Origin of the sequence: Acidisarcina polymorpha, from assembly GCF_003330725.1 — a bacterium.
GTDB classification, from domain to species: Bacteria; Acidobacteriota; Terriglobia; order Terriglobales; family Acidobacteriaceae; genus Acidisarcina; species Acidisarcina polymorpha.
Genome location: NZ_CP030840.1, coordinates 759,105 through 785,083 on the forward strand (window position 1 = coordinate 759,105; position 25,979 = coordinate 785,083).

The following is a 25,979-nucleotide window of genomic DNA, read 5'->3' on the forward strand; positions in this document are numbered from 1 at the left end:
GGGTTCAATGCGGTGAAATCTGCACATGGTGACCGGTCGGCTCACTATATGCATGTTCGAGTCTGCCGCGACATATGCCGAGCAGGTTCCTAGGCTTGGGACACACATGGAACCTGCTCACTATAGGTGTAGGTTACTTCCGGATACCATAACGTGGGGCCGGTTGATCGTTCTGCGTCGCTGCGAGTAATGCAGAGGATGTCTTTTCAAATTCCTGCACCAAGCTGTTATCGTGCACTGATGGAGCGGTAATGAATTCGCCGTTATCCAGTCCCGTAAGAGCGGCATCGACGCAGTCTTCAGTGGTCATGACGACGCCCGCTCCGAGGCTGGACAGCGGAACTCCCATTGTGTCCCAGATCTCCGAAACAGTCGCTGCAGGTGCAACGAATTGCAAGCGGATGGCAGTTTCTGCGAGCTGCTGTTTCAGTCCTTGTGTGAAGTTGAGCACGTAGGCCTTGGTCGCACCATAAATCGGTACCCAAGGATACCCAGAAAAGCCGACAACAGAGCCAATGTTAACGATCGTCCCGGAGTTACGTTCGAGAAAGTGAGGTAGAACTGCTCTGGTGAGAGCGGTGAGCGCGGTGACGTTCAGGGCGACGAGGTTGGTGATGGTATCCAGAGAGACCTGAGACACGGGCACGACGCTAGAGGTTCCTGCGTTGTTTACGAGAAGTGTGATTGCAGGATCACTGCTCAACTTCTGCATGGTCTCAGAGAGGCCGGACGGTTGAGCCAAGTCTGCGACCAGAACACCGACCTTGACGGAGAAGCGCGCCTGAAGATCATCAGCAATTGCCTGCAAGCGGTCACGACGACGTGCAACAAGAAGAAGATCGTAACCGCGGGCGGCAAGACGATCGGCATATACCTTGCCGATACCGGAAGAGGCCCCAGTGATAACGGCTGTACCAAGGGTGCTAGGCTTCGCCTGGCTCATGGAAAAGCTCCTTCAAGGAGTAATTTGCGGGGATATCCTGGCACCCGTCAATTGTGTCCGCTGGATTTCCTACCGTACGGTAAAGGATGTGCGGCAGGTGTGATCGATCCAAATTGTTTTACTATTTGGTAGGAATTTGAAGATCGGCGTCTGTTTGAAACATCAAGAACTGGTTAGGGGAACGTATGCCAGGACAGACCGAATCGAAGCGACGTCCGGGGCGACCGCGGGGCTTTGACCGAGACGCAGCTTTACATGCTGCGATGCTCCTGTTTTGGAAGCAGGGCTTCGATGCAACGTCCTACACTGACCTGACGAAGGCGACCGGCATGAGTAAGCCCACGATTTATGCCGCCTTTGGAGACAAAGTCGATCTGTTCAGGAAGGCTATGGTGGTCTACGCGGAGGAGGCCACGAGGGTCTATGAGGAAGCCTTGAATCAGCCAACTGCGCGTGAAGCTGTGGAGACCTGCCTGCGGCTCGCACGCGGGCTAAATTCTCCGCCGGACGAGCCGCGGGTCTGCTTCCTTGTGCAGGGTGCACTGACAGGGAGTGCAGACACGCAGACGCTTCGCGACGAACTCGCCGGCTTCCAGCGACAGGCTACACGAAAACTGCGGAAACGATTGGACGAGGGGAAACGAAAGGGCGAGTTACCAGCGACTGCGAATACCGCGGCGATGGCAGAGTATTTTACTTCCGTCGTGACGGGACTTTCAGTGCAAGCTGCCAACGGGGCCGCAGCGAAAGACTTGAATGCAGTGCTGAAGATGGCAATGGCGTCCTGGCCTAGCAAGTAGGGCATCGCCTTTAGGGCCTTCACGCACTGCATGAACGGTGATTGACATCAATGCTGCTCGGCGGCAAGTGCAGCTTTTGTGCGCCTAGAGGCGGATCTGGACCCGAGTCATTCCTGCCGTAACGCGATTGTCGGGTCCACGCCGCTCGCGCGCACAGCAGGAATAAAACCTGCAAATCCCGCAGCTAGAGCAAGAATGATTGCGGAGCTAATGAACGTCAAAGGATCGCGTGCATTCAATCCATAGAGTTGGCTGCGGATCAGATTGACGAGGACCAGTGCAAGCGTGACACCGGCTGCGAGGCCGGATCCGATAAGAAGAAGCACATCGCACATGATCATCGCGATTACATTGCTCCGAAGCGCCCCAAGCGCGATGCGAATGCCAATTTCACGCGTCCTTCGCAACACGGTGTAGGCCATAACGCCATACAGCCCGATCACAGCGAGCACCATGGCGAAGCAACCGAAAACCGCGGAAAGACTGGCGACAAGACGCTCAGTCCTGAGCGAGAATCCTATCTGCTCGTTCACAGTCTGGAGATCAACCGCCGGGACATGCGGGTCGAACCGGTGCATGCGTTCGCGCAGTGCATCCTCAAATTGGCGCGGATCACCCTGCGTGCGCACATATACAGTCATGCCGCGGACGTTGGATACTGCGAGATAGGGAAAATAGGCTTGCGGCGGGGGCGTCTCCTTTAGATCCCGGTATTTCCTGTCTGGAATTACACCGATCACTTCCGTCTTCGGTGGGACCGACTCCGAGTCGCTCACCAACCCGAATCGCTGCCCAAGGGGATTGCGGCCGGGGAAATATTCCCTGGCAAAGCTCTCATTCACCACAGCGTAATCGGTCGGCGCAACGTCTTGAGCGCTGAATGCACGGCCCGCAATAACAGGAATACCGAGCGTCGCGAAGTAGTTCGGGTCGACTTGGCTAAGAACCGGCTGTTGTTCAATCGGAGTACCCTCAAAGTCCTTACCCACAATCGCATTCTGCCACGCATAACCCCTCAGAACCGGCATCGTGGAGAATGCAATCGAAGTAACTCCGGGCATCGCTTCGAGATCGACTTTGAGGCGGTCGTAGTATGACTTCGTATCTGCGAAGGAGTATCCGCTGAGCGTAGGTGCAGTTGTGAATGTAAGCAGATGATCGGTTGGGAACCCAGGCCCCACGTCCTCGAGATTGCGCAGGGTACGTACGAACAGTCCCGCGCCAACAAGCAGCAGTAGAGAAAGAGCCATCTGAATCGAGACCAGTAACCTGCGAAGAGACATGCCGCCAGTTGAGGCTGCCCCTGATCTGTCTTTGAGCGCGAGTGTGATCTCAGTGCGCGAGGCGCGCATGGCGGGCAAAAGTCCGAAGACGAGTGAGGTCAGGAGCATAGCTCCCAGAGTAAACGCGAGCATACGCCCATCCGGAATGGGCGAGACCGCAAACTCCGATGCCGCATCCGCAGGCAGATAGATCCGTAGAAGAATGCGATCCGCCGCGTAGGCTAGCATCAGTCCCACCACGGCGCCAGAGCCTGAGAGAAGTAGGCTTTCGACCAGAAGTTGGCGCACGATGCGGGCGCGTCCCGCGCCGATGGCCAGCCGCACGGCAAATTCCTTTTCTCGTGTTGTGGCGCGCGCCAGCAACAAATTTGCCAGGTTAGCACAGGCAAGAAGCAGAACAGCCGCGGTGAGCGCGAGCAAGACCCATAGCGGTCTGCTCATATATTCACGGAGATCGTTGTCGGAGCCCGGCAGCAGTTCAATGCGATTACGGAGGAATGGCTCCCGATCCGCAGCTGTCGCAGATCTGATGAACTCGGGTTGCTGAACTTCCATTTCAAGGATGCTGTGCAGAAGTGGCTGCAGCGAGGCCTGCGCCTGCTCTGTATTCATACCGGGCCTGAGGCGGCCGTAGGTGGTCACCCAACTCAGCCGGCGGCGCCGGTCTTTGAGTCCGTCCGAGTGCGGCGTCATCTCGGTCTTCATCATGATGGGAACGAAGATCTTGGCGGGTTCTCCCATCTCCACGCCGTCGAAGCCTGGCTGCGCAACTCCGATAACGGTCATCGCCTGACCATTCAAGGCTATGGTCCGCCCAATCATGTTGCGGTCCCCGTTGAAGTAGCTCTGCCAGAAGCTGTAGCTGAGCACGACAACCGGCGCGCTATCGGGAATGGAGTCGTCGTCGTGGCTTATCGTGCGCCCCAGGACTGCTTCAACGCCCAATGTCTGAAAGTAGGTGCTGGAGACCAGTTCTGCAGAGATCTGCACTGTCTGATCGCTGTATCCGATCGTCACATGCGTCGGAAAGCGGCAGAACATCGCCGAGAAGACATTATTGTTGTCTCGCAAATCTTCAAACATCGGCCAGGACATCGTGTTTGGGCCATAGCTGTTGCCGTAATGATTGCCTGCCTCTTTCACAATCACCAGTTGCTTTGGATCTCTGACCGGCAAGAGCCGCAGAACCACCTGGTCAAGCAGGCTGAACATCGCGGTGTTTGCACCGATCCCAAGAGCGAGAGTTCCTACGGCGACCAGGGAGAAAGTCGGATTGTTCGCGAGCGACCGAATGCCATATCGCACATCCTGTACAAACCTCTCTATCCATGCGCCTGTCCGAACATCGCGGACATTCTGTACTACGTGATCTGTTCCTCCTGTCTGGCGACGAGCATAGGCGTACGCCTCTTCAGGAGCCATGCCTTCCTGCAATTTCTCTGCCTCTACGAGCTTCATGTAGGCCTCGAGTTCCTCATCGAGGTCGCGATCAAGCTGTTTTCTGCGGAACGCGTTCTTCCAAAGCGCGCGAACTCGGCTGATCATAACGCCTCCTGGCCGATCCCGAGCGCTGCCCCCATGGCGAAAGAGATGCGAGCCCAGCGTTCGGTTTCAGTACGAAGTTGCTTCCTTCCAGTCTTGGTTAACGCATAGAACTTTGCACGTCGATTCGTTTCCGCCTGGCCCCAATTGGATGTGAGCCAGCCCGCCTCCTCCATTCGGTGAAGTGCGGGAAACAACGAGCCCGGCTTCACGTCGAACGCTCCGTTCGTCATTTGCCCGATTCGGCGGGAGATTCCCATGCCATGCAGTTCCTGAAGTGCGAGGGCCTTCAGAATCAAAACATCGAGTGTGCCTTGCACCAGATCGGATTCGTTGGTCGCCATGAAATCTCCTATTGACTGCCTATAAGACAGTACATCGACTCTTATAGGCAGTCAATAAGAGTATGAGCTCATACTTGCCAACACCTGATTAATGCACGCCCTTTGCTCCGCGTCAGACCTAGTGGAAAACGCAGTTGCCAACACTTCGAGGTTGGAGGGCGATCCATATGAGACCTCACGGTTGTTACGGACATGTTGTTTTGAAAGCCTCTTGAGAACACTGACCACTCGATAAAAGAGTTGTGTATGAGTTCGTTCATGGCGGAAGCGCTCGTCATAGCTCTCTGCGTTGCAGACCGCGGCATCCATCAGATCGTAAGCTGCGTGAACATCGTGCAGATAGCTAGTAGCACAGTAATCCGCGTACGGCCACGCGAGGGTGCAAACTCGCCGAAACAAATTATCCACAGCCGGGTCACGCGAGCCCAAATACCAGTAGTTACTGGATGGTAGAAGTGGCCCCGAATCCATGCAGAGCCCTTGTTAGTCCAAAGCAGCGCCGCGCAGCAGTGACATCGGAGATTGCGTTGCAAACATCCCTCCGCTTCTCTGCCAACGGCACAGTGTTCCAAAGGAGTAGACGCTTCCTAAAATGCCCGTGGACTCACCTGGGGATAATTGATTCAAAGCGCGATGAGGTGTCAGGCACGTTCAATGAGTTCCATCATCCTCATCCATCTCCATTGACACAAAGGACGTTCAGCGTGCACCAAAAGTGTCGCAATTGTCAGCGAAACCGGCAATGGAAAGCGGTACGCACCTTGCGACAAAAACGCTGCGCTCACAACATTCCGCAACTCCACGGGCTGCCGATCGAGATATCAGGCCGCTACAAGTTATAGCTCGATTCAATGATCACGAGGTCGCACTGCCGTGCGGAAAAAATGTGGAGAGGCCGACCCAAACATCCTCGTGAAATGCCTTATATGAGTACGGGGCGAAAGTGGCCAAGACCGCATCCGACGAAACGCCCAAGCTGGTGGTGATTCCGCTTCGCCGTCTTGGCGAGCCTTGCCGCCTTCACTTCGTCGATCGTACGCATCAGCCATTCACGATTCGGCTCAGTCAGTTCGACACGCCGAACGCGCTGGCCTCCGTAGATGACCAAGCCATATGGAACCTTTGCCTCCAGTTGTTCCTCTACGAGGACGCAATAGGCGAGGTTTTGGATCATGTGATTCGGAAAGACACCACCGCGGGCCGGCGGTCTGTTCGAATGTTTCAGCTCTATGGGAACAATTCCATCAGACGTTCTGATCAGGCAATCCGGTTCTCCCGAGATGCCAAGCCGGAGCGACCTGAGATCTCGTGCCGCGTAGGGCTGTTCGAGAAGATCCTGATAGAAGACTTCGCCTGGTGGGAGGCCAGAAGTTCTCCGCACTCGGGCGCTCAACCGAATGAGGACGAACGACAGCACGATCGCCGTGATGCCCATCAGGAGAACTGTCACTTCGCCCATCCCAGCCAGCAGAAGATGAAGAGGACTGCCCCCGAGAGCAACGCCGCAAACGCGGCCAGCCTGTAGCTGTCCCGGCGCGCGAGGGATCGGCCTCTCTCGATATGCCAGGCATCGGCCGCAGCTTGTAGTTCGCGGGCTTCCGGCGAAACTTCAACGCCATTCATGTACTTCAGTTCCCAGGCCTTCGAGCAATAGACGAACTCTGCCAGTTTGGTCGTACGAATGAGCTTCGCTTTGATCGGGATCGCCTCGCTCCGAGGAAATGACACCAGCATTTTGCCGTTGGCGCCAACGGACGGTCTGACCCCGGCACGTCACCAGGAGCTCGCGCGGTGTCATATCAGCAACGCCGCGCGTTCGAGAGAGGGGGAAGACCCACAGTTGGTAACAAGAGAAAAATCGTGTACCTCGCTTTTGTGAGCGAACCAAGTGACTATCGAGGTAAGGAGCAAGAGACATCGATAGGACGCCCTGTTACATGAGCAGAAGCGAGTACTTCGCTTTTGTGATCGTGGTTGCGAGGATTGTGGCCGGATCTCTAAATAGTCAGCGACGAAGGCGTCGACCACCTTCACCCCTTTCACCGTCTACCCCACTGCTCAGGCGCTCATCGTGAGTTTCGCCTCGCTTCCAACTTAGCTGTCGCCGGCAATAGGCCTCTGGACTCAGCACGAATGATAATCTTTCTGGACTCTGCTGGTGACCTTGCGCGACAGGGCCATGACAGTCTAGAACTGCTGAGACGGATTTTTTGATCGCGAACAGGATCGAGAGCACATGGCTGATATGAACAGGATTTCCCGGCGACACGCGCTGCAGATGCTCAGCGCAGCGGCTGCCGCGGCTATTGCCCCGCGCATCATGAGGGCACAGACGATTACACCCGGCCGCTTCACGGACGAACGTGCCTCGCTTGAGGCGTATACAATCCCCGACTGGTTTACCGATGCGAAGTTCGGCATCTGGTCGCACTGGGGACCGCAATCTGCCGTGGGTGATGGCGACTGGTACGCGCGCAACATGTACATGGAAGGCTCCGCGCAGTATGCCTATCACGTCAAGCGTTTTGGTCCGCAATCCAAGGTCGGATACAAGGACCTCATTCCTCTGTACACCGCCGATCGTTGGGATCCAGAGCATCTGATGGACCTCTATCAGAAAGCTGGCGCCAAGTACTTCTTTTCGATGGGCGTACACCACGACAACTTCGATCTATGGAACTCGAAGTACCAGCCGCGCTGGAACGCCGTGACGATGGGACCGAAGAAGGACGTTGTCGGTATGTGGGCAGCTGCGGCGCGCAAACGAGGTTTACGATTCGGTGTCAGCGAGCACCTTTCGAACAGCTTCGACTGGCTTGCTCCGTCCCACCTCGCCGACACCAAAGGCCCTTACGCCGGTGTTCCCTACGATGGCCAGAATCCCGCCTATGCTGATCTCTATCACGATTACAGCAGCATGCCCGCGGACTTCGCGAAGACGGCGGAGGCCATGGGCCGTATCGCGCCGGACTGGTGGAAGCTCCAGTACTTCAATCGCGTCAAGGATCTCGTGGACCAGCATCAGCCTGACCTGCTCTATACCGATGGCGGCATCCCCTTCGAACAGTATGGAGTCGGCACCGTGGCGGAGCTGTACAACGTTGGTCCACTCACCCCGCATGGCGCTCCGGGCACGGTTTACTTTAGCAAGACGAAGACGGATTGCGTCGACGGTCACTCCTGCGTGGTGGATCATGAGCGGAATGTGCTGGGCTCGATCGACCCCGTTCCGTGGCAGACAGATACATGCATCGGTGAATGGCATTACAAAGTCGGCGCGAAGTACAAAACGCCCAAGAAGGTCATCGACATGCTGGTCGATATCGTCAGCAAGAACGGCAACTTGCTGCTTAACTTCCCGCTGCCCGCGAACGGCGAACTCGATCCGGAAGAGATGCAGGTGCTCGAAGGCATCACCGCCTGGATGCAGGTGAACGGTGAAGGCATCTACGCCACGCGGCCGTGGAGGATCTATGGCGAAGGCCCGTCAACGAAGGTCGTCGTCAAGCCCAGTGGCAAGGAGTTCGATCCCAATGAAGGCAAGAAGCCGGACCTCGTCGCAGAGGACATCCGTTTCACCACCAAGGGCGAGACGCTGTATGCCTTCATCATGGGCTGGCCGGCAGCGGAGTGCAACATCGCCTCACTCGCGCTCGGTGGTCCGCAGCAACCCCGGAAGGCTGTCGACGTGCGGCTGATCGGTACGGAAGAACCCCTGAAGTTCGTCCATGACGCGACCGGCCTGCGCGTCAGCTTTCCGCAGAACAAACCCGCCACTGCCGACATCGGCGTCACGCTGCGCGTGCGCTTCGTCTAGAGCACGCTCCTTGAGCTCACCAGGGTGGAGCAAATGGAATGAGGAAACATCGGAACAGCCTTGTGATCTCTTGCGCCTTCCTGCTTGCCGCAACGGGGGCCCAGAGGAGCTTGGCCGCTGCCCGTGCGGATCGCCTGGAGCTGGGGCGGGTGCCGGCGGGCGCTGCTGTGGTGTTCACACGCTCCTCCGCCGGTTGGGGATTGACCGTAGGAGGTTCCGGCGGACCGGAGCTGTCGCAGCCTGAACCCGCCCGCATCCAGGTGTCGGACGGACCAGGCGAGATCCGCGAGCTGGCCGCGGCGTATAAGACGGCCACGCGCACCGGCGATGCCTTGGACGCGTCCGCTGATCTCAAGGATGTGCAGGGTGTCTCGTTCCAGGTGCATGACGAGTGGAGGCTGAAGGGCGACGTCCTTTCCGTCCAACGCACGGTTTCGGTGCATGGAACGGCCCCGGGCGGCTTTGATTCTGCTGTCCTCTTCGATATTCAGAGGTCAACGACCTGGGATGATGTGAACTATCTCGCGCCGGGCGTGCTCTACGCAGATCCGACATACGACGGCGTGCACTCTCCTGGAGGAACGCTCAATTTCGCCGCCCACCACCTGATGGTGCGCGAAGATATCCTGCCCGCGCCCATGTTCGGGATGTACTTCAAAGACGGTGCCTCTGTGACCATGCTGGATCCCATGCCACGTGGCGATACCACGGAGGATGAGAGTAAGCTCACGCAGCCCGAGATGACCGACAGTCGCTTTCAATTCGGTTCGCTGGGCGTGTGGCAGCAGCAGTCCGGCGTCCAGTTCGGCTTCCGTTACCCCGCCTCGGTGGACGACTTCTCACGCAGCCACGGCGACGGGCCGCCCCAGTGGGTACGTCGGTTTCATCCGATACAGGCAGGCTTCTCCCAGAGTTACCAGGTCGATTTCCGTTTAGCGCATGCACCGAACTTCCGCGAGTTCAGCAGGGAGTCCTGGCGATGGTCCTGGGACACCCTGCGGCCCGCGGTAAACCAAATAGACGTGCTCATGGTGCGACGTGTGCTGATGGATCACCTGGCCGCACAGGTGACGCAGATCGATGGCCACACGGGAGTTCCTTTTGTCCTTTCCACCATGAACGACGTCCACAACTGGAATTGGACGATGGTGGCGATGGGATTTGTAGGCAAGGATCTCGACTGCGCGGATGCGCTGTTGCAGGAAGGTGACCGCGATCCCGGACCGCGCGGACAGCATATGCGGAAGCTTGGGCTGGCGATGATCTCTACGATGATCCAGGCGCTCCCCACGGTTCCTCTGCCGGCTACCGGAATCGATCTGACGACGGGACAACCGTGGGACCACATCTGGCTTTCTCCATGGCTCCGCAACGCGACCGAGGATATGCGGGTGCTGATGCTGGCCTACCGGCGCGAAAAGAAGCTCGGCCGCGATCATCCTGAGTGGATCGCGTGGGTCCGTCAGTATGCGGACTGGCTGATCCAACAGCAGAGGCCTGACGGGTCTTTCCCGCGGCGCTGGAAGCCTTCGAGCAACGAGGCCGTTGAACCCTCCGGCACGGCCAGCTACAACGCCGTTCCGGTCCTGGTCCTGATGTCCGAGGAGACGGGAGACCCGAAGTACAGGCAATCCGCGCTTCGCGCCGCCGAGTACACGTGGACGAACTATGGAAGCAGGGGGCTGTTCATCGGCGGCGCGAGCGACAATCCAAACATTACGGATAAAGAAGCCGGCATGCTGAGCCTGGACGCGTTCCTCAGCCTCTATGAAGACGACAAGGATCCCAAATGGCTGGATCGCGCAAAGGCGGCGGGAGACTTCGCGGAAAGCTGGATATGGATATGGAACCTACCCATGCCGGCAGATGCGGACAATGCGCAACTGCATTGGAAAAAGGGTGTGCCCACCGTCGGTCTCCAAGGAATCACGGCGCTGCACGCGGGTGGGGCGGATGAGTATCTCGACTGCGCTGTCGGTTTGTATGCGCGGCTTTACAACTACACACGCGATCCTCACTACCTGGAGGTCACCCGCGTTCTTCTGGACGACACGAAATCCATGGTCGCACTGCCCGGACGCCTTTACGACATGAAGGGCCCTGGCTGGCAACAGGAGAACTTCGGCCTGGGGCCCGGCCCAAGAGGGCGTGGTGTAGGCTCGCACCGTCTTTGGCTACCCTGGATCTCAGCGAATCACCTCCACGGAATCAATAGTCTGGAAGAGTACGACCCTGCGCTTTTTCGGAGTCTCACATCAGGCACGCACACGCAGAGCAGTCCATCGACCGGAGACCAAAGTCAATGGTGAGCATACGAAAGGAGGTCGCATGAATTTGCTGCGCCCAGGATCGGCACAGGCCAGCACGCGACGGCCATTCGGCCAAATGCCGCGAATCCGTTCACGATTTGTCGTGCTCGCATGCGGTATCGGTCTCATGGGGACCCACCTTTCACTTGCTGCGCAAGACAACGCCCGCAAGTCCGCCGACCGGTTGCCGCTCATCAGTCCTATCTTCGGCGACAACATGGTGGTGCAGCGCAACAAGCCCGAGACGCTCTGGGGCTGGTCCGATCCCGGAGACACAATCCGCATCTCGTTTGCGGGAAAGACGGCCACCGCGACAGCAGCAGAGGACGGCCGCTGGACCACGACGGTCGAGCCCCCATCCGCGGGCGGCCCGTACACGATGGAGATTGCAGGGCACCGCACAACTGAGCTGCACAACGTCCTCGTCGGAGACGTGTGGCTCTGCGCGGGACAGTCAAACATGGAGTTCGCCCTGCGTGGATTAAAGGACGCGCAAACCGTCATCGCGGCTGCAAACAATCCTGAGATACGCTACTTCACTGTGGCTCAGCGGTCGGCGTACCATCCCGCCACCGTTCCGGAAGGCAGTTGGAAAGTGGTCTCCCCGCAGACGGCAGACCGCCTCTCCGCCGTGGCCTACCTCTTTGCCGCCCGCCTGCAGGCACAGATCCACGTACCCATAGGCCTGGTCGTCGATGCGGTAGGAGGCACGCCGGCCGAGACCTGGATGAGTGAGAGTGCGCTTCACCAACTAGCCGGCTTCGATCCCGTACTCGCGACTCTGCACGCTCTCCAGGCGAGCGGTACGCCGGAGTATGGCAACTACGTCATGCCTTGGTACGACCAGTACGACATAGGAATGAAGGACGGGTGGTCACAGCCCTCCTTCGACGATGCTACCTGGAAGAGAGTTACACTCCCCGGCGGCTTCGCCCAACTTGGCACAGGGAATTTCCCCGCCCTGGCCTACTTCCGGCGCAACATCACGCTTCCCGCGACGATAGCACCAGGCCACGCGATGCTCCTGCTGGGTATCGTCGAACGCATGGACACGGTCTACGTGAATGGCAAGCAGATCGGCGGCAGCGCGTGGGTCGAAAATCCTCGGGCCTACCCTGTCCCGCCCGGCCTTCTGAAACCAGGCGAAAACTCCGTCGCGGTCCGCGTCCTGAGAACCAAGCCGGACGGCGGCTTCCAGAGCAAAGCGGATGACCTGCGCCTCGTTCTTGGCGACGGCACGAAGATTCCGTTGGCAGGCGAGTGGAAGGCGCGGGTCAGTGTTGATGCGAAGCCGCCGCAACCTCTGCCGGTACGCTTCGAGAACTGGCCCGTTGTTCCGACCGTGCTCTACCAGGGCATGGTGGCTCCGCTGGCACCCCTGTCGATCACTGGAGCGATCTGGTACCAGGGCGAGGCCAACTCCGAGGAGGGCTATGAGTATCGCAAGGTGCTCCCCGCCTTGATCGCTGACTGGCGCCGGACCTTTGCGCAGGGCGACTTCCCTTTCTACATCGCCGGGCTTCCCGCCTATCGGCCACCCAGTGCAACACCAACGGATGACACCTGGGCCGAGACCCGCGAATCGCACGCGCTGGCGGCAGCCACCGTGCCCCACACCTGTCTCGCGGTCACGATCGATACGGGCGACCCGGATACCATTCATCCCAAAGATAAAGCCCCGGTCGCCGACCGGCTGGCGCGGTGCGCCCTCGCGGAGCACTATGGCAAGCCCATTCCAGACCAGGGGCCTACGCTGGTCTCCTCAGAGATCGCGACATCAGCAATCCTGCTGCGGTTCTCTCATGCGGACGGCGGCCTCGTGATACGGGGAAACGCTCCCGGAGCCTTTCAGATCGCCGGTGCAGACCGTAAGTGGATATGGGCAGACGCACACATCGTTGATGGCGTGGTCGTCGTTTCGTCGTCCCTGGTGCAATTTCCAACGCAGGTCCGGTACGCGTGGCAGTCCAATCCCAATGCTACCCTCTTCAACGGCATAGGCCTCCCAGCGTCGCCGTTCCGCACCGATGACTGGCCGTTGATGACCCAGGACCGCCCCGTCTACTGATCTCAGCCCATTGGGCAATCGGCCCGCTTTCTGGCGGTCGCGGTCGAGTCCAAAATCGGCAGCCCACCATCCGCACCATCACACGCGCTCAACGCTCTTACTTGCGGGGGGCTTTGCCTAAACGCGCGGAGCGGGGACAGTCGTACTCGCTTCCCTGGCAGCAATCGAGTTATGTTTGAGCGGCAGAATGATCAGGAGCAGGAAATAGCGTTTGCACAGCCGGGATCGTACCTGGCGATCTGGTGGACATGGCGAGCGGGAGACAAGATTCAATTGAGCCTGCCGATGCGGTTGAACGAGGAGAGCCTGCCGGGAGATCCAAACCCCGTCGCGACGCTTTACGGTCTGCTGATGCTGGCCACCACAATGGGGATTGCTATGTAGAGCTCCTAGCCTCCTCGCAGCGCAACTAGCGCTGCGAAGGAGATTCCAGTGTCAAAGAAAATTGCCCGCTACCTTGTCCTTGCGACTATTCTGGCTAACTTGTGCGGAGGAGTTGCGCATGCTGCTGTCAGCAGCCCACCGCCTACGGCATCCGCAGAGAGTGTCACCGGAACAGATCGGTTCCGACTTCACCCACTCAGAAGCCATCCTGCGTCATCACTATTCTTCTCATTGTGATTGGCTCGATTTTGTAGCATATCTTTGATCCTCATCCCCCCTCGCCCGGAGGAGATCATGCTGAGCATTTCGATGACCGACCTCCTCTGGGCGACTGGAGTAATCGGAGATTGTGTCCTCCTATTTATCCTCACCTATCGACGTCGCGCCAGAGGCTTTCCTTTCTTCACGAGACTGATTCTTTTCAATCTGACGCGCACGATAGCTTTGTGTTGATCCTACGTCTGGGAACTGCCGCGCAGTATTTCTATGCCTATTGGAGTTTGGCGCTTCTGGACACGGCACTGCAGTTTGCGATCGGGTATGAAGTGGCCCCATTGTTTTCCGGCCGATGCGCGAATGGGCGCCCGATATTCGGAACCGGCTTCTGATCTGGGTTTTGGGCAGTTTCTCCGTGGCCGGCGTGCTCACCGAACTTCAACGAACACCACACCAGTATTGGTTCGAGAGCCCCATTCTGAAAGGCAGCTTTTTTTCGCAGTGCTGTTAACGGAGCTCTTCGTGGGGGTGGTCGCTTTATCTGCAATCGCCGGACTGAACTGGGAGAGTCAGATTCCGCGCGGTATTTTCAGGCCGCCGTTCGAGGCATAAGGCCCAACCTTTCGATTCACCTCCTTAACAAGTACAGCGAAGCCTAACTGGTCGCCGCTCGCGTCGGCGCCGCCAAGGACGGGCTTCTTCGATTCCGCCACCGATAACGCCCAATACACAGGTGAACGCGACGACGAGTTGCTCATCAAGATGAACGCCGAGGCCGGCACCATCGAGCAGTTGCCCACCGGCCTAATCTTCAAGGTCAAAAACTTCTTCAATTCAGGACTGCTGTCGGGTTGTCTGCGCCGGAACGCATAGAGACGCGGCTATGTCTACCAAACATTTAGAGTACGTTATCGTAGCGATTGAACTGGGACTAAAGCATCGTATATTAAGTAGGACTAAGCAGTCGTAGTTATCGTTCAGGCGCTAATGAGATAGATCCCAGGTCCCGCCGCACAACTCTTGGCCGAGAAGCACGGAACCCGGGCCAACCCGAGGCTTTGGCAGCCGCGGATTGCCTTCATTATAGATAGGCTCCCGCTCCTGCCTTATCACTTGCGTCCGCTTCACGTTCCCGCGTGATGTCTCGGCGCCAGACTTCAGTAGGGGAGCATGACCCACATTCCATCAACGCCAGAAACTCGTCGCTCCAAGGCACACCCGCGGAACCTTGCGGAAAAAGCATGGCTGACGCTCGGCACCATAGCTGCGGACGCCGCAGTGTCGATTTGGGCGTAGTAGTGAACCCTTCCAAGGCCGGCAATGGTTCTAATTAGTCACCCACTACATCACCGGAGCGGATTCCAGCTCGAATGCGTAAGCAGCTGCAGAGTTTTTTCCGTGGAAAAGATGTGAGAGTGCGCACTAAATGTTGCATGATCAAGAAGCCCGATCCATAAAATGCTCGATCGTGCGGCTATCTCACTTTAATGACAACTTACCCTCCCCAAAAACGCGAGCCGCGGAGAGTCTACATCGTGCTTTCTCCACGTTCGCTATCGTACGCCCGGCTTGGCCTGCAGAGTCTATTGCTACACTGTCTCGATCTCCTTGAAGTAACGCTGATCACCGATACTTTCGAGGATCAAGACTTGCTCGCGCATACCGTGAACGAGTTGAGCAATCCCCGAGCGCATCGAATCCGGATTGTGGCGAAGGATGAATTAGCCGATCTGGAATCCACTACTTTCGCGCGGTACGCCAACCTCCGCAGCTTTCGACAAGGCCATCCTTGTTGGCGCAAAATCACGGATCCTCTCTTGCTCAGTCAGCCGGGGGAGGAGATGATCATTCTGGATCCTGATCTTTTCTTTCCGAACCCATTTCGCTTCGAACCGGGCCGGGCTCAAGGTCTGTCCCTGATGTGGCAACAACCAAACTGCTTGCTACCGCCCGAAGTCGTTCAGTTAGCGATGCGCAGCGGTATTCGGCTGGCGCGGCATGTCGATATTGGCGTTGCGCACTGGCGAGCTTCCGCTGAACTTGATTGGGTCGACTGGATGCTGGGCAAGTTGGGCGGCCAAGGATTGCCCCAAGTCATGCATGTAGAGGCAATTGTGTGGGCGGCGATCGCAATGCGAGAGGGCGGCGGCTACCTCGATCCTCGCTACTGGAAATGCTGGCAGAGAACCTCTACGAAGCGGATTATGCTCAAGCTAGGATTCAGTGGAAAACGGTTGTTGGCTGCGGAGCCATGGACAAGTCTCAAATGCTTCCATGCTGGTGGTGAGGCAAAATGGTGGTTACCCGCCATGGAGCGCAACTCGTCGATGCCGGAGCAAACCGAAGTGGGCATGACTCGCCCGTTCATTGAGCTAACCGCCGAGCGGTATGCTCGAGAGGAGGCGATCAAACGCTTTGTGCGCCGCGTCGATCGTTTTCAAATATTACGTTGAAGTTCGGGAGAAGTGTCTGCGGCATCCGGATGTAATAGAAACGAAAGCTTCTCACCGAGCGCCTTCTGGTCGATTGGTTTCGTGAGGTAATCGTCCATCCCCGCATCGAGGCAGCGCTGCCGTTCACCTACCAGGGCATTGGCCGTGATGGCAATGATAAAGACTTTTCGTTGGCCTCCCTCGATTTGACGAATAATCTTGGTTGCATCGAAGCCATCCATCTCCGGCATTTGGCAGTCTAGCAAGACTGCGTCGTAGGTAAATCTCCGAAACGCGTCCACTGCCTCTCGACCGTTTCCCGCGACATCTACCTGGTAGCCCAACCGGGTTAGCATCAAGACACCAACTTTTTGGTTCACTGGGTTGTCTTCGGCTAAAAGCACCCTGCACCCCGGGTCTGCCGGTGGGTGTACCACCGAAGTCGCCGCCTGGCGGGGAGAAGCCGGCTCTAGCTCCTTAGGCCTGGAATGAAGCAGTGAGCGGACTGTCCCCATAACTTGCGAGGTTCTAAGCGGCTTGACCAGATAACCTTGAATGTTAAGGTCCTTAGCCTTTTCCACATGATCGCGCTGAGTAACAGACGTGAGCAACACGATAGGTAGATCCTTAAAACCTGGTTGTGCTCGTATCGCGCGGGTCAGCATGAGGCCGTCCATGCGAGGCATCTGGAAGTCTAGCAAAGCCAAATCAATTGGCTTTCCATTCGTCTCCGAATCGAGAAGAGCACTCAGGGCTTCGACTCCGTCCCGGGCATAGACGACGTCGACACCAACGGACTCCAACAAGTGCTGGATGATTCTCAAATTTGTGGCATTATCATCCGCTACCAAGATGCGAATGCCGTCGAGCCGGTTGTTTTCAAACGAACAGGGAGGCTGCGCTGTCGGCTCGAGGGCAACCGTAAACCAAAACTTCGAGCCAACCCCTTCTTCGCTTTCCAGGCCGATCTGACCGCCCATCAACTCGACGAGTTGTTTCGAGATGGCCAGACCAAGTCCGGTACCGCCAAAACGGCGTGTCGTAGAAGCATCTGCCTGGCTGAATGCGGAGAACATTCGCGCGCATACTTCGGGAGTCATGCCGATCCCGGTGTCGACGACAGAAAAATGAACTACAGGCTTCGATGATGTGGAATTGAGCCTGTTCACTGACACTACGATTTCGCCTTGCTGGGTAAACTTGACGGCATTGCTGAGCAGGTTCAATAGGATCTGCCGCAGCCGCCCACTATCCCCGTGGACCCAGGTTGGTATGTGTTGATCAATACTCCACGCCAGCTCGACCCCTTTACGATCTGCTTTTTCTGCTAGAAGATCGAGTGATTCTTCGATCATCGATGCAAGATCGAAATCGTTCTCGTCAAGCTCCATGTGGCCTGCCTCGATCTTTGAGAAGTCCAAAATGTCGTTGATGACCGCAAGCAGAGCATTACCGCTGGAGTGGATGGTTTGGAGATAGTCCCTCTGTTCCGTTGTCAGCTCGGTCTCAAAGAGAATGCTCGTCATTCCTATCACCCCGTTGAGAGGAGTTCGAATCTCATGGCTCATCGTAGCCAGAAAGCTGCTCTTGGCCTCGGCCGCAGACTCCGCTTTATCCCGGGCGTCGGCGAGCTCAAGCGTCTGCAACCGTAACGCCAGTTCTGCCTCTTTTCGTTCGGTAATGTCGGTGTGCGAACCGACCATACGCACCGGCTTACCCGCACTATCCCACTGCGCGACACCGCGGGCGAAGACCCACCGGTAAGATCCATTCCTCGCGCACAGCCGATATTCCTGCCCGTAAGTGGGCCGCTTATGGCTCAGATAGTCGGCGAGGTGCTGCCGTACTCGAGCCGCATCGTCAGGGTGTAGAAGATGTTCCCAACTCGGAATCTCCCCAGTGTCGTCTTCACCGTACCCCAGAATTTCCCGCCAGCGTGGAGAATGAAAAGTGTCTCCGGTATGAGCATCCCAATCCCAGAGCCCGTCATTATTGGCAGCTAGGACAAGCTGCCAACGATCTTCATCGCGACGAAGACGTTCTTCCATCGCACGGTTCTTGGAGACATCGCGAATAATGCCTAAGAGCTCTTTGGCCGCGCCATGTTGATCTCGCGAGAAGATCGTCTCCCGGCAACTTAGGAGACGATAGCTGCCATCTAGATCGCGGACGCGAAATTCGAGCTCCAGAAACTCGCTGTCTCGAGCACTCTCGAAACGATGGCGGTGATCGCGAAGGGACACGAGATCCTCCGGATGCACGATCTCCTCTACTGGATCGTTGAGCTGGCGCACGTAGTCAGGGTCCTGCCCAGTGACCTTCATGTAGGAACGATTTGCGAACACCGAACGTTCACTCTTGAGATCAAAGATATAGATCAGGTCGGGCACGGCCTCAATCAGCTTTCGGTTGAACGATCGCTCCCGCTCACGCTCAGCTTCGGCCGCTTTTCGAAGGGAGATATCCTCCGCCCAGCCTTCGTAGTACGCAACGGCACCGTCTTCCCGGCGTACCACTCGAGTAGTCTCACAAATCTGGACTGCACGGCCATTTTGCGCATACCATACATTTTCATAGGTGGTGATATTAAGTTGCGACTCTAGATCGCCCCGCCAGCGATCCCGCCCTTCGACTAGTCCGTCTAGTTCAAGATTCACGGACTTCAGAGCATCCATTGACGAGTAATCGAGGATCTTGAGAATCGCCGGGTTCGCCATAAGGACCTCACCCGCTGGCGAGGTGCGATAGATGCCGATCGGGCAGTTCTCGAATAGATCGCGGTAATCGGCCTCGCTCGAGCGGAGCTGCATAGTTTTGCGACGCAGCTCAAGTTGATCGATGATCAGCCCGGCAAGATCCTGAAGGTGCTTTGCCTCTGCGCTGCTAAACGTGAATCGGGGGACGTGATCGATGATCGCCAGGACCCCAATGATCAATCCGTCTGGCGCGATAAGCGGCGCTCCGGCATAAAAGCAAAACTCTCCACTTTTCGTGAGTACATCAGAATCACGAAAACGTGGATCCGCCTTCGCATCCTCTACGATCAGTACCTCTTGAGAGAGGATCGCCCACGCCGAGAAGGATTCTTCGCGTGGAGTTTCGTCTGCTGAGCCTCCAACGCGCGATTTGAACCACACCCGATCGCCAGCCACAATGGAGATAAGCGCGATCGGCGCACAGAAAAGACTAGCCGCTAATCGGGTGATCCGATCGAACGATTCCTCCTCTGCAGTATCGAGGATGTTATAGCGTTCGACTGCCTCGAGTCGCTCAGCTTCGTTCGCGGGTGTAGGCGGGAGCATATGCATTCTCATTCGGCGCAATGACGGTCTTCCAACGCGATTATCATGCTCTCCATCTCCAGCCGGAGGGTCGTAAACGCGACTTCTAAGCCTGGAAAAGATTTGTCAACACCCGCCATGCCCCGGGCCCTAAAACATTCCTCCGCTGCCTCCAACATGTTCCCCAAAGTCAATCCACCTATTTGTCGGGAGCTTCCCTTGAGAGCGTGTAAGGCCATGCTAATCGTGTGCATATCATTTGATGCTGCTGCTTCCTTGAGCCGGTGGAGATTGACTGCGGTGTCTTCTAGATACATCTGAAGTAAACCCGATATCAGCCGTGGCTCGACAACGAAGAGATCTTGCAGGTAATCAGGGATGCACCATGCAATATTGGACCGAGAGAGATCACTCCCGCTATCGCTCAACGACGTTCTCCAAAGCAGATTCGTGGGTCAAAGAATTGACATCGTCAACTTCGAGCTCGGAGACGCCAAACGCGAGTAACCTTCGCAGATAAAGGCGAAGTAACTTCAGATCGTGGCGTACGCTTCCGACCGCCGCGTAGTAGGCATCGGCCGAGTGGAGCTCATCTTCGGTTGGTGTTTTGCCGAACATTACGGATGCCTCAGTAATGAGGCCAGCTTTCGAATCCAGGTAAAGCGATCTCCAATCGCTCGGCAGTCTTTCCACTTCGCGGCGGGAGCGTGGCTTCAGGCCAACCAAAAAAAGGTCGCCCTTCACAACCGAGAGTAATCCTAACCATACCTCGGCAACGAATTGGGTCCACCAGTCGGAGGCAGGATCGCACAGACGGATGCTGAGATATCGATACTCCTTCCACAGGCGCCGATCATCCTCGGCAGGAATTTTTATTGCGTGCTCTCGTACAAACTTGCCCCTGCCGCTTACTAGGAGAATAAGGAGCGTAACCACGGCAAGAGGAAAGAGCAAGATTAAGCAAGCCGCCGCTCCGGCCTTGGATAGGAGGTGGTGTAGCCACAGCTTCTTCTTCTTTTGCTTTAGCCCTGAGATCAGGAAGCTGTCGGATATAAGCAACGTGGTATCCAGCTTGGTATTTACGAGTCGATTGCCATTGATGATCAGATGATCAAGCTCGAGTCCCTGGCCGATGTATGTGCCCGGGGCGACTAGAGTGTGGGAGACGGAGGAACGTTCGTCAACAATGCAGGCATCGCCGAGAACCGCGGAGGGACCGATATGGGCACCCATTCCGATCTTGCAGTTCGAGCCGACGTAGACGGGAGGTTCAAGGATTGCTGAGGGATGAACGGAAGCATTACGAGCGATCCAGATGCCCGGTTTTGTTTGCGGGCTGTCGATCCCGGACGCACGAAATGCCCCGGTCAGGAGATCGTGCTGGCTTTCCAGCAATCGTGTCCCAGTACGAAAATCTAATTCTCGCGAGACGACAACCTCTTTGAAAGTGGCGCCAGGCCTCTTCGATTTATCTTCGGTCTGGGATACAAGTGCTGCGAACAAGCGCGAGGACTTCGGCAGAACGGCCCACCCTGTCCAGGCGCCGCCTTCCGTGAGGAAGATCGTGGGCGCCGCTGGAGACGGAAGTTGAATTTGGGGAAGCGTGTCTCCTCTTGCTAATATGATTTCATCGTCCAGACCTGAAGCAATTAATTCAACCAAGCTCATTGTCTTCGACGTCGACGGGAGAAGATGAAATCCAAATGTGAGCCCCCAGCGGGTGCCGTCACCCAGGTAGGCTTCGATCTTCTCAGGTAAATGGCCGAGGACGAATTCACAACGCCGAATGCCAAGGCTCTTAAGATAGTCGACTACGTGATGCAGGATGGGTCGATCACCCAGTAGGAATAATGGAAGAGGGATGTGGTCATCCAGGTGAGTAGTCTCTGCGCTGTGGTCCGCCGCGACGATAATAGCAATCATGGCAGGTTGCCGGTCTCGCACCGCTCACGCACAACCCGGGCGAGGAAGACGACATTGCCGACGAAATAGCGACGCCACATGCGGCGCGGCTCCTGTACAAAACGGTAGCACCATTCCATTCCGATCTCTCGTATCCATGCCGCCGCCCTTGGAACGCGGCCGGAGTAGAAATCGAAGAGGCCACCAACACCCATCGACACCACAGCGCCGGTCTCTTCGAGATGCCTGCTGATCCATAGCTCCTGCCTCGGCACGCCGAAGGCCACCAATAGGATTTTGGCGCCAGATCGCCTTACTTCGGCAAGAATCTCTGGCATCTCTTGCGCGAGAAAGTAGCCGTGGTGATGGCCACTTACTGACAAGCCGGGGTAGTTGGTTGCCATCCATTGCGCAACGTCGGCGGCGATTCCAGGTCTACCTCCGAGCAGGTACACTCCTAACTGTTCGGCCCGGAGAACTTCGCAGAGCCGAGGCAACAGATCGGTGCCGTTGACATTTTGCCGGATATTTCGGTTTAGCAGCTTTCCCGCAAGTTTCATTCCAATTCCGTCTGCCAGCACTAGATCGGACTTCTTCAGCACCGCTCCGTACTCAGCATCATCCCAGGCTATATTCGCGCAGTCAGCATTCACGAAGCAGACCTGGGAGCAGACTGAACCGCGAGCTCTTATAACGATCTCTTCAATTGCCTCGTCCATCGTCACGTTATGTATGGTGATGCCGAGCAGGTCGACTCGATCCGGGGCCAGTGTAACGCCTTGCCCATATAATGCGGCCGGGATCGCACGAAGGGCGATTCCGAGATCACCGAGGAAGCTTTGGCTGTCAACATATTCAGCGTCCGCATCTACTTCGCTGCCATACGCGATGTTGGCTCTTGACCGGATCCACCACAGGCACAAGAATCCCGGTCTTGTATTCAACCGCTTCCAAGCCAGCCGCTCGGCAGAGGAGACATCGGTAGGGGCGACAGGACGCGGCCCCACCAAGGACATATCACCCTTCCACACGTTTACCAGCGTTGGAAGCTGCCGTAATACTCCTACGGAGAAGGAATACTCTTGGAAGACCGCACCCCAACGCCCGAGTCGCGGCGATCGCACCACGCCTCCCCTTCTTAGCAAATTGAAGCAATAAAGCGAGACAAAAAGAGGGGAGCACGCAAGCAGCAGCATACTCGAGATAGCAAAATCGAAGGATCTTTTTCCCCCATTGAGGATATTGACCCAAGCCAGCCAGAACAGTGATTGCGAGCGCCTGAAGCGGCGCTGGCGAAGGCCTGACGGGGAGAATTGCCGCTCCATCTCCTCAATGAGGACAGCCTTGTTGCGCAGGTCCTGTTCCGGGTCAGTCTTGATCGCCGGCATTCGGCACTCAACTCCTTGGACATGGCAACAAGGACCGGCGGATAGCTACCGACTCTTATCCATAGGTTTGCCTGAGGAACAGCCTATTTGTGCATTAGTGCAGACTTATTGAATATCATTTGTATGCTGCAGTCGATGTTATTTCCTTAATGATATTACCTAAGTAACGGCATACCCAATAAAGACAACGAGGCCTCATTGCTATTGCTTCGTTCTCCTCTTTACAGTTCCGACATGCACCGCCAATAAAACCTTCCGGCTGGTGGTTAGCCACAAGCTGCAGCTATCTAGGCGTTAGCCGTTATAAGCGGACTGGTGGGATCTATCTTCCTGCTTGTTTTGCAGATTGGAAGGTTTCAGTTGCCAGCAATTCCGGAACCAGAGCGTTCCCAAGATCACCCGAGTGCTCTGGCTCCTCCCCCGATCGGGAGTGTGCCGTCGGTGCAGACCGCGAAAATCCTGGTGGTGGAAGATGAACGCCACATCGCTCGGTTGTTAGAGTTTGTACTGCAAAAAGCGGGCTACGATCTGTCCATTTGTCACTCGGCGGAACGAGCCCTGATCGAATTAGAGAAAGGCCATCCAGACGCGATCGTGCTCGACCTGATTCTCCCCGGAATGTCGGGGCTTGAATTTTTAAGGTTGATCCGGGCCCCTCCTCGGTGTTGTGCCAGTGCCGTGATTGTGCTGAGTAGTCACTGGCTCGAACAGGGGGGCGCAAGTCTGGCAGAGTCCGGAGCAACTGCTCGATGTACCAAGCCGATTGCTCCCAGCAGCCTTTTAAGAAAGCTGAAAGAGTTGGGTATTCATCCATCGAAGCCTCTGGAAACGTGATGATCACTGCCGGTGCTATACCTAGCCAGGCTGCCTGCCGCTCCAAAGAGAAGCTGGCTCGCCAGATTCGTCTCGCTGTCGCCTCGGTTGGTGTGCTCCGAGGGATCTACGTTTATATCCAGCTACCGGATGGCGGTCTGCCGTTTGTGGTCCTCGACGATGGCGATTATGAGTATGCCGATAACTTGCAATTGATGCCACGATCGGCTGAAGAAGGTAGCATGTCTTCGTTTGTCTCGGAGGACGGCATTCGGATCGTCGTGCGTAGCGAGAGGGGTGATCCCACCATCCTCAAGCTAGTTAGCGCTCTTTTGCAAGGGTCCATTCAGGCGCACGAGGCGCGGGCAAGGGAAGAGCTCTTATTAGAAGAGCTCGGCGCCAATTGGGAGAGTCTTGAAGCTCTTTATGAAATCAGCACTGATGCATTGCGTTTCGGCGACATCAACGAAGCCCTCAAGCGCCTGCTCGATCGATTTGCCGCGATTCAGAATGGTCTTCACTCCGCACTCTTCATTCAGCGAGAAGGTGTATTTCACCCTCTGGTCGGCACTGACTCGGATTTAAATGTGTTGACCGCATCGCAGTTAGGCCCGATAGAGAACGCAATATGCACTATGAACATCGTTCTTCTTAATCATCTTACTCAACCTGTGGATGAGCAAGCCTGCTGGCGGAATGCAAACAGTCTGGCTGCTGCTCCCTTTTCCTGGCCCGGCAGCGTCGGCTTCGTCGTGGTGTGGAACGAAGAGCGGAATGCAGTGTTTGACTCCTCCGTGTCACGCGTTCTCGAAGCGATCACCTACCAAGCGTCCGTGATGATGCAGAGCGACCGACTAAGTCGCAAACTGCGAGATAGCGAACTGCTGGCACAAGAGATTGAGATCGCCTCTTCCATCCAACAAACACTACTCCTCGCCAATGCACCAAAGGATGTACCGGCTCTCGAGATTGCCGCCTGCAGCGTTCCATCACAACAGATCGACGGAGATTTTCACGATTTCTTCCAGCATCCAAATGGAACCATTGATGTGCTTGTCGGCGACGTGATGGGGAAGGGAGTAGCTGCAGCGCTGCTGGGAGCGGCTACGAAGAGCCAGTTCCTTCGTGCCACGGCGAATCTCGCCCTGCGCTTGAGCCACGGCGCCCCCAGTCCCGCAGATATTGTAAGCCGCGCGGCGTCACGTCTTTCCGACCGGTTGATTGCCCTTGAGCGATTCGTAACCCTCGTCTACGCTCGCTTCGATATGGAAACCCGTACTCTAATGTTCGTGGATTGTGGCCACACGAGCATCATTCGCGAGAGCAAGAGAGAGAACGAATGCGCCTTCCTCCGGGGAGATGACCTTCCTCTGGGCGTGCTTCCGAATCATCGATGTGAGCAGCAGACGGTTGGATTCCTGCCCGGGGAAACCTACCTATTTTATTCGGATGGGGTCACCGAAGGCCGCTCGCCGGAGGGAGAGATGTTTGGACCTGAACGACTCGCCGAATGTGTTCAGAACTGGAGTTCGCTCGGACCTGCTCTCTTAGTTGAACAGATTCGCAAGCAGGTCACTCAGTTTACTCAGTCCGAAAAGCTTCTCGATGATTTTACGTGCATAGCTATCCGGGTCAAGCTTCTGGACCAGAAAGTTCAACCGATCGCATGTCGATCTGCCGTTCTTGAGTGCGCGCCGCAATCACTTTCGACCGTTCGCGCATGGCTGAGTGAATGCGCTGATTCGGCGTACAGTGGGCTTCTGGAGGAGGACATTGCGAGACTTCTGCTTGCCTGCTCGGAGGTCTTTGCGAATTGCATACTCCATGCTTCCAGTTCTCCTGGTACCAACCCGGTGTCTCTGCGAGCAATTATTTACGACAACCAGGTGTCAGTCGAGATAAGCCAAGACGGACCCATATTCAACCCTCTCACAGTCCCCCCACCTTCATTTGACGGTTCCAAGGAGAGTGGGTTCGGAGTCTACATCGTTCTCCGCTCCTCAGATGCCGCTTCTTTTACCCGGACCCTCGATAGAACAAACGTAATAACGCTATGCTTTCTCAGTAGCAGGACGGAGCAGAGCTCATGAATATCGATATTGAGAACTTAGACGGCATAATCATCGCTCACCTGCGAGCCGAAGCTCTCGACGCCAGCAACGCAAAAGAGTTTAAGACGAAGGCAGCAGCCTTAATCATTCCGGGCACGACACTGATCTTCAACCTGGGCAGCTTACAGTTCGTTGATAGCTCGGGACTGGGAGCCCTCCTATCTTGTCTTCGCCAGCTGAACGCCTCAGGCGGAGCCTTGAAATTATGTGGATTGGTAAAGCCCGTCAGAGCGCTCTTCGAATTAGTGCGCATGCATCGGGTCTTCGAGATATTCAACACCCAGGAAGAGGCGATTCGTTCCTACCGTAAGGATGTCGTGACCTTAGTCGATTAGATTTGGAGCCA

Annotated in this window: 19 protein-coding genes; 9 read left to right on the forward strand and 10 right to left on the reverse strand. The window is 56.6% G+C overall.

Translation table 11 applies throughout. The annotated features are described in order from the left end of the window. Positions 1–133: 133 nt before the first annotated feature. Positions 134–943, reverse strand: a complete 810-nt coding sequence (locus ACPOL_RS03410; protein WP_114205818.1) for an SDR family NAD(P)-dependent oxidoreductase — start codon at positions 941–943, stop codon at positions 134–136. Positions 944–1,206: 263 nt separating this feature from the next. Here ACPOL_RS03410 and ACPOL_RS03415 point away from each other — a divergent pair, with 263 nt between their 5' ends. Further along, complete coding sequence (locus tag ACPOL_RS03415) at positions 1,207–1,743, forward strand: TetR/AcrR family transcriptional regulator (RefSeq protein ID WP_414633353.1); 537 nt, start codon at positions 1,207–1,209, stop codon at positions 1,741–1,743. A 107-nt stretch (positions 1,744–1,850) separates the two neighbouring features. Here the strand turns inward: ACPOL_RS03415 and ACPOL_RS03420 are convergent, their stop codons facing one another. The 4 genes from ACPOL_RS03420 to ACPOL_RS03435 all read right to left on the reverse strand — a co-directional run bounded on the left by ACPOL_RS03420 (position 1,851) and on the right by ACPOL_RS03435 (position 6,640). After that, a complete protein-coding gene (locus ACPOL_RS03420; RefSeq protein ID WP_201759075.1) occupies positions 1,851–4,571 on the reverse strand; it encodes an ABC transporter permease in 2,721 nt (906 codons plus the stop codon). Beyond that, positions 4,568–4,912 (reverse strand): PadR family transcriptional regulator, encoded by a 345-nt coding sequence (locus ACPOL_RS03425; RefSeq protein ID WP_114205820.1) that lies wholly within the window; start codon positions 4,910–4,912, stop codon positions 4,568–4,570. Before ACPOL_RS03425 ends, ACPOL_RS03420 begins: the two co-directional genes overlap by 4 nt. A 922-nt stretch (positions 4,913–5,834) precedes the next feature. Then, positions 5,835–6,362 (reverse strand): CRISPR-associated protein Cas4, encoded by a 528-nt coding sequence (locus ACPOL_RS03430; RefSeq protein WP_161557179.1) that lies wholly within the window; start codon positions 6,360–6,362, stop codon positions 5,835–5,837. Then, complete coding sequence (locus tag ACPOL_RS03435) at positions 6,359–6,640, reverse strand: hypothetical protein (protein ID WP_150132892.1); 282 nt, start codon at positions 6,638–6,640, stop codon at positions 6,359–6,361. The genes ACPOL_RS03430 and ACPOL_RS03435 overlap by 4 nt, the downstream gene beginning before the upstream one ends. 508 nt (positions 6,641–7,148) lie before the next feature. Between ACPOL_RS03435 and ACPOL_RS03440 the strand changes: the two genes are divergently transcribed. The 4 genes from ACPOL_RS03440 (at position 7,149) to ACPOL_RS03455 (ending at position 13,490) form a co-directional block, all read left to right on the forward strand. Beyond that, positions 7,149–8,729: an alpha-L-fucosidase gene (locus tag ACPOL_RS03440; RefSeq protein WP_236657201.1), complete on the forward strand. Its 1,581-nt coding sequence runs from the start codon at positions 7,149–7,151 to the stop codon at positions 8,727–8,729. 38 nt (positions 8,730–8,767) lie between these two features. After that, positions 8,768–11,038, forward strand: a complete 2,271-nt coding sequence (locus ACPOL_RS03445) for a glycoside hydrolase family protein (protein WP_114205823.1) — start codon at positions 8,768–8,770, stop codon at positions 11,036–11,038. Positions 11,039–11,057: 19 nt separating this feature from the next. Beyond that, positions 11,058–13,106 (forward strand): sialate O-acetylesterase, encoded by a 2,049-nt coding sequence (locus tag ACPOL_RS03450; protein ID WP_114205824.1) that lies wholly within the window; start codon positions 11,058–11,060, stop codon positions 13,104–13,106. A 171-nt stretch (positions 13,107–13,277) separates the two neighbouring features. Next, positions 13,278–13,490, forward strand: coding sequence for a beta-L-arabinofuranosidase domain-containing protein (locus ACPOL_RS03455; protein ID WP_114205825.1), 213 nt, complete (start codon positions 13,278–13,280; stop codon positions 13,488–13,490). A gap of 785 nt (positions 13,491–14,275) precedes the next feature. On the opposite strand, the gene ACPOL_RS03460 is transcribed toward ACPOL_RS03455, so the two are convergent. Next, positions 14,276–14,527 (reverse strand): hypothetical protein, encoded by a 252-nt coding sequence (locus ACPOL_RS03460; RefSeq protein ID WP_114205826.1) that lies wholly within the window; start codon positions 14,525–14,527, stop codon positions 14,276–14,278. A 714-nt stretch (positions 14,528–15,241) separates the two neighbouring features. Between ACPOL_RS03460 and ACPOL_RS03465 the strand changes: the two genes are divergently transcribed. Beyond that, positions 15,242–16,159, forward strand: a complete 918-nt coding sequence (locus ACPOL_RS03465; RefSeq protein ID WP_236657202.1) for a hypothetical protein — start codon at positions 15,242–15,244, stop codon at positions 16,157–16,159. Here the strand turns inward: ACPOL_RS03465 and ACPOL_RS03470 are convergent. The 4 genes from ACPOL_RS03470 to ACPOL_RS03485 all read right to left on the reverse strand — a co-directional run bounded on the left by ACPOL_RS03470 (position 16,144) and on the right by ACPOL_RS03485 (position 22,709). After that, positions 16,144–19,440: a response regulator gene (locus ACPOL_RS03470; protein WP_161557181.1), complete on the reverse strand. Its 3,297-nt coding sequence runs from the start codon at positions 19,438–19,440 to the stop codon at positions 16,144–16,146. The genes ACPOL_RS03465 and ACPOL_RS03470 overlap by 16 nt on opposite strands. Before the next feature lie 8 nt (positions 19,441–19,448). Beyond that, positions 19,449–19,736: an Hpt domain-containing protein gene (locus ACPOL_RS36000; RefSeq protein ID WP_414633354.1), complete on the reverse strand. Its 288-nt coding sequence runs from the start codon at positions 19,734–19,736 to the stop codon at positions 19,449–19,451. A gap of 100 nt (positions 19,737–19,836) precedes the next feature. Further along, positions 19,837–21,342 carry a nucleotidyltransferase family protein gene (locus tag ACPOL_RS03480; protein WP_114205830.1) on the reverse strand — a complete coding sequence of 502 codons (1,506 nt, stop codon included), beginning with the start codon at positions 21,340–21,342 and terminating at the stop codon, positions 19,837–19,839. After that, on the reverse strand, positions 21,339–22,709 hold the full coding sequence (locus tag ACPOL_RS03485; protein WP_114205831.1) for a WecB/TagA/CpsF family glycosyltransferase: 1,371 nt from the start codon (positions 22,707–22,709) through the stop codon (positions 21,339–21,341). The genes ACPOL_RS03480 and ACPOL_RS03485 overlap by 4 nt, the downstream gene beginning before the upstream one ends. Positions 22,710–23,150: 441 nt before the next feature. Between ACPOL_RS03485 and ACPOL_RS03490 the strand changes: the two genes are divergently transcribed. From ACPOL_RS03490 to ACPOL_RS03500, 3 genes are read left to right on the forward strand one after another with little or no spacing between them, the layout of a single operon-like run. Beyond that, positions 23,151–23,543 carry a response regulator gene (locus ACPOL_RS03490; RefSeq protein ID WP_161557182.1) on the forward strand — a complete coding sequence of 131 codons (393 nt, stop codon included), beginning with the start codon at positions 23,151–23,153 and terminating at the stop codon, positions 23,541–23,543. Beyond that, positions 23,543–25,612, forward strand: coding sequence for an ATP-binding SpoIIE family protein phosphatase (locus ACPOL_RS03495; RefSeq protein ID WP_161557183.1), 2,070 nt, complete (start codon positions 23,543–23,545; stop codon positions 25,610–25,612). The genes ACPOL_RS03490 and ACPOL_RS03495 overlap by 1 nt, the downstream gene beginning before the upstream one ends. Then, a complete protein-coding gene (locus ACPOL_RS03500) occupies positions 25,609–25,968 on the forward strand; it encodes an STAS domain-containing protein (RefSeq protein WP_114205834.1) in 360 nt (119 codons plus the stop codon). Before ACPOL_RS03495 ends, ACPOL_RS03500 begins: the two co-directional genes overlap by 4 nt. The last annotated feature ends 11 nt before the right edge of the window (positions 25,969–25,979 follow it).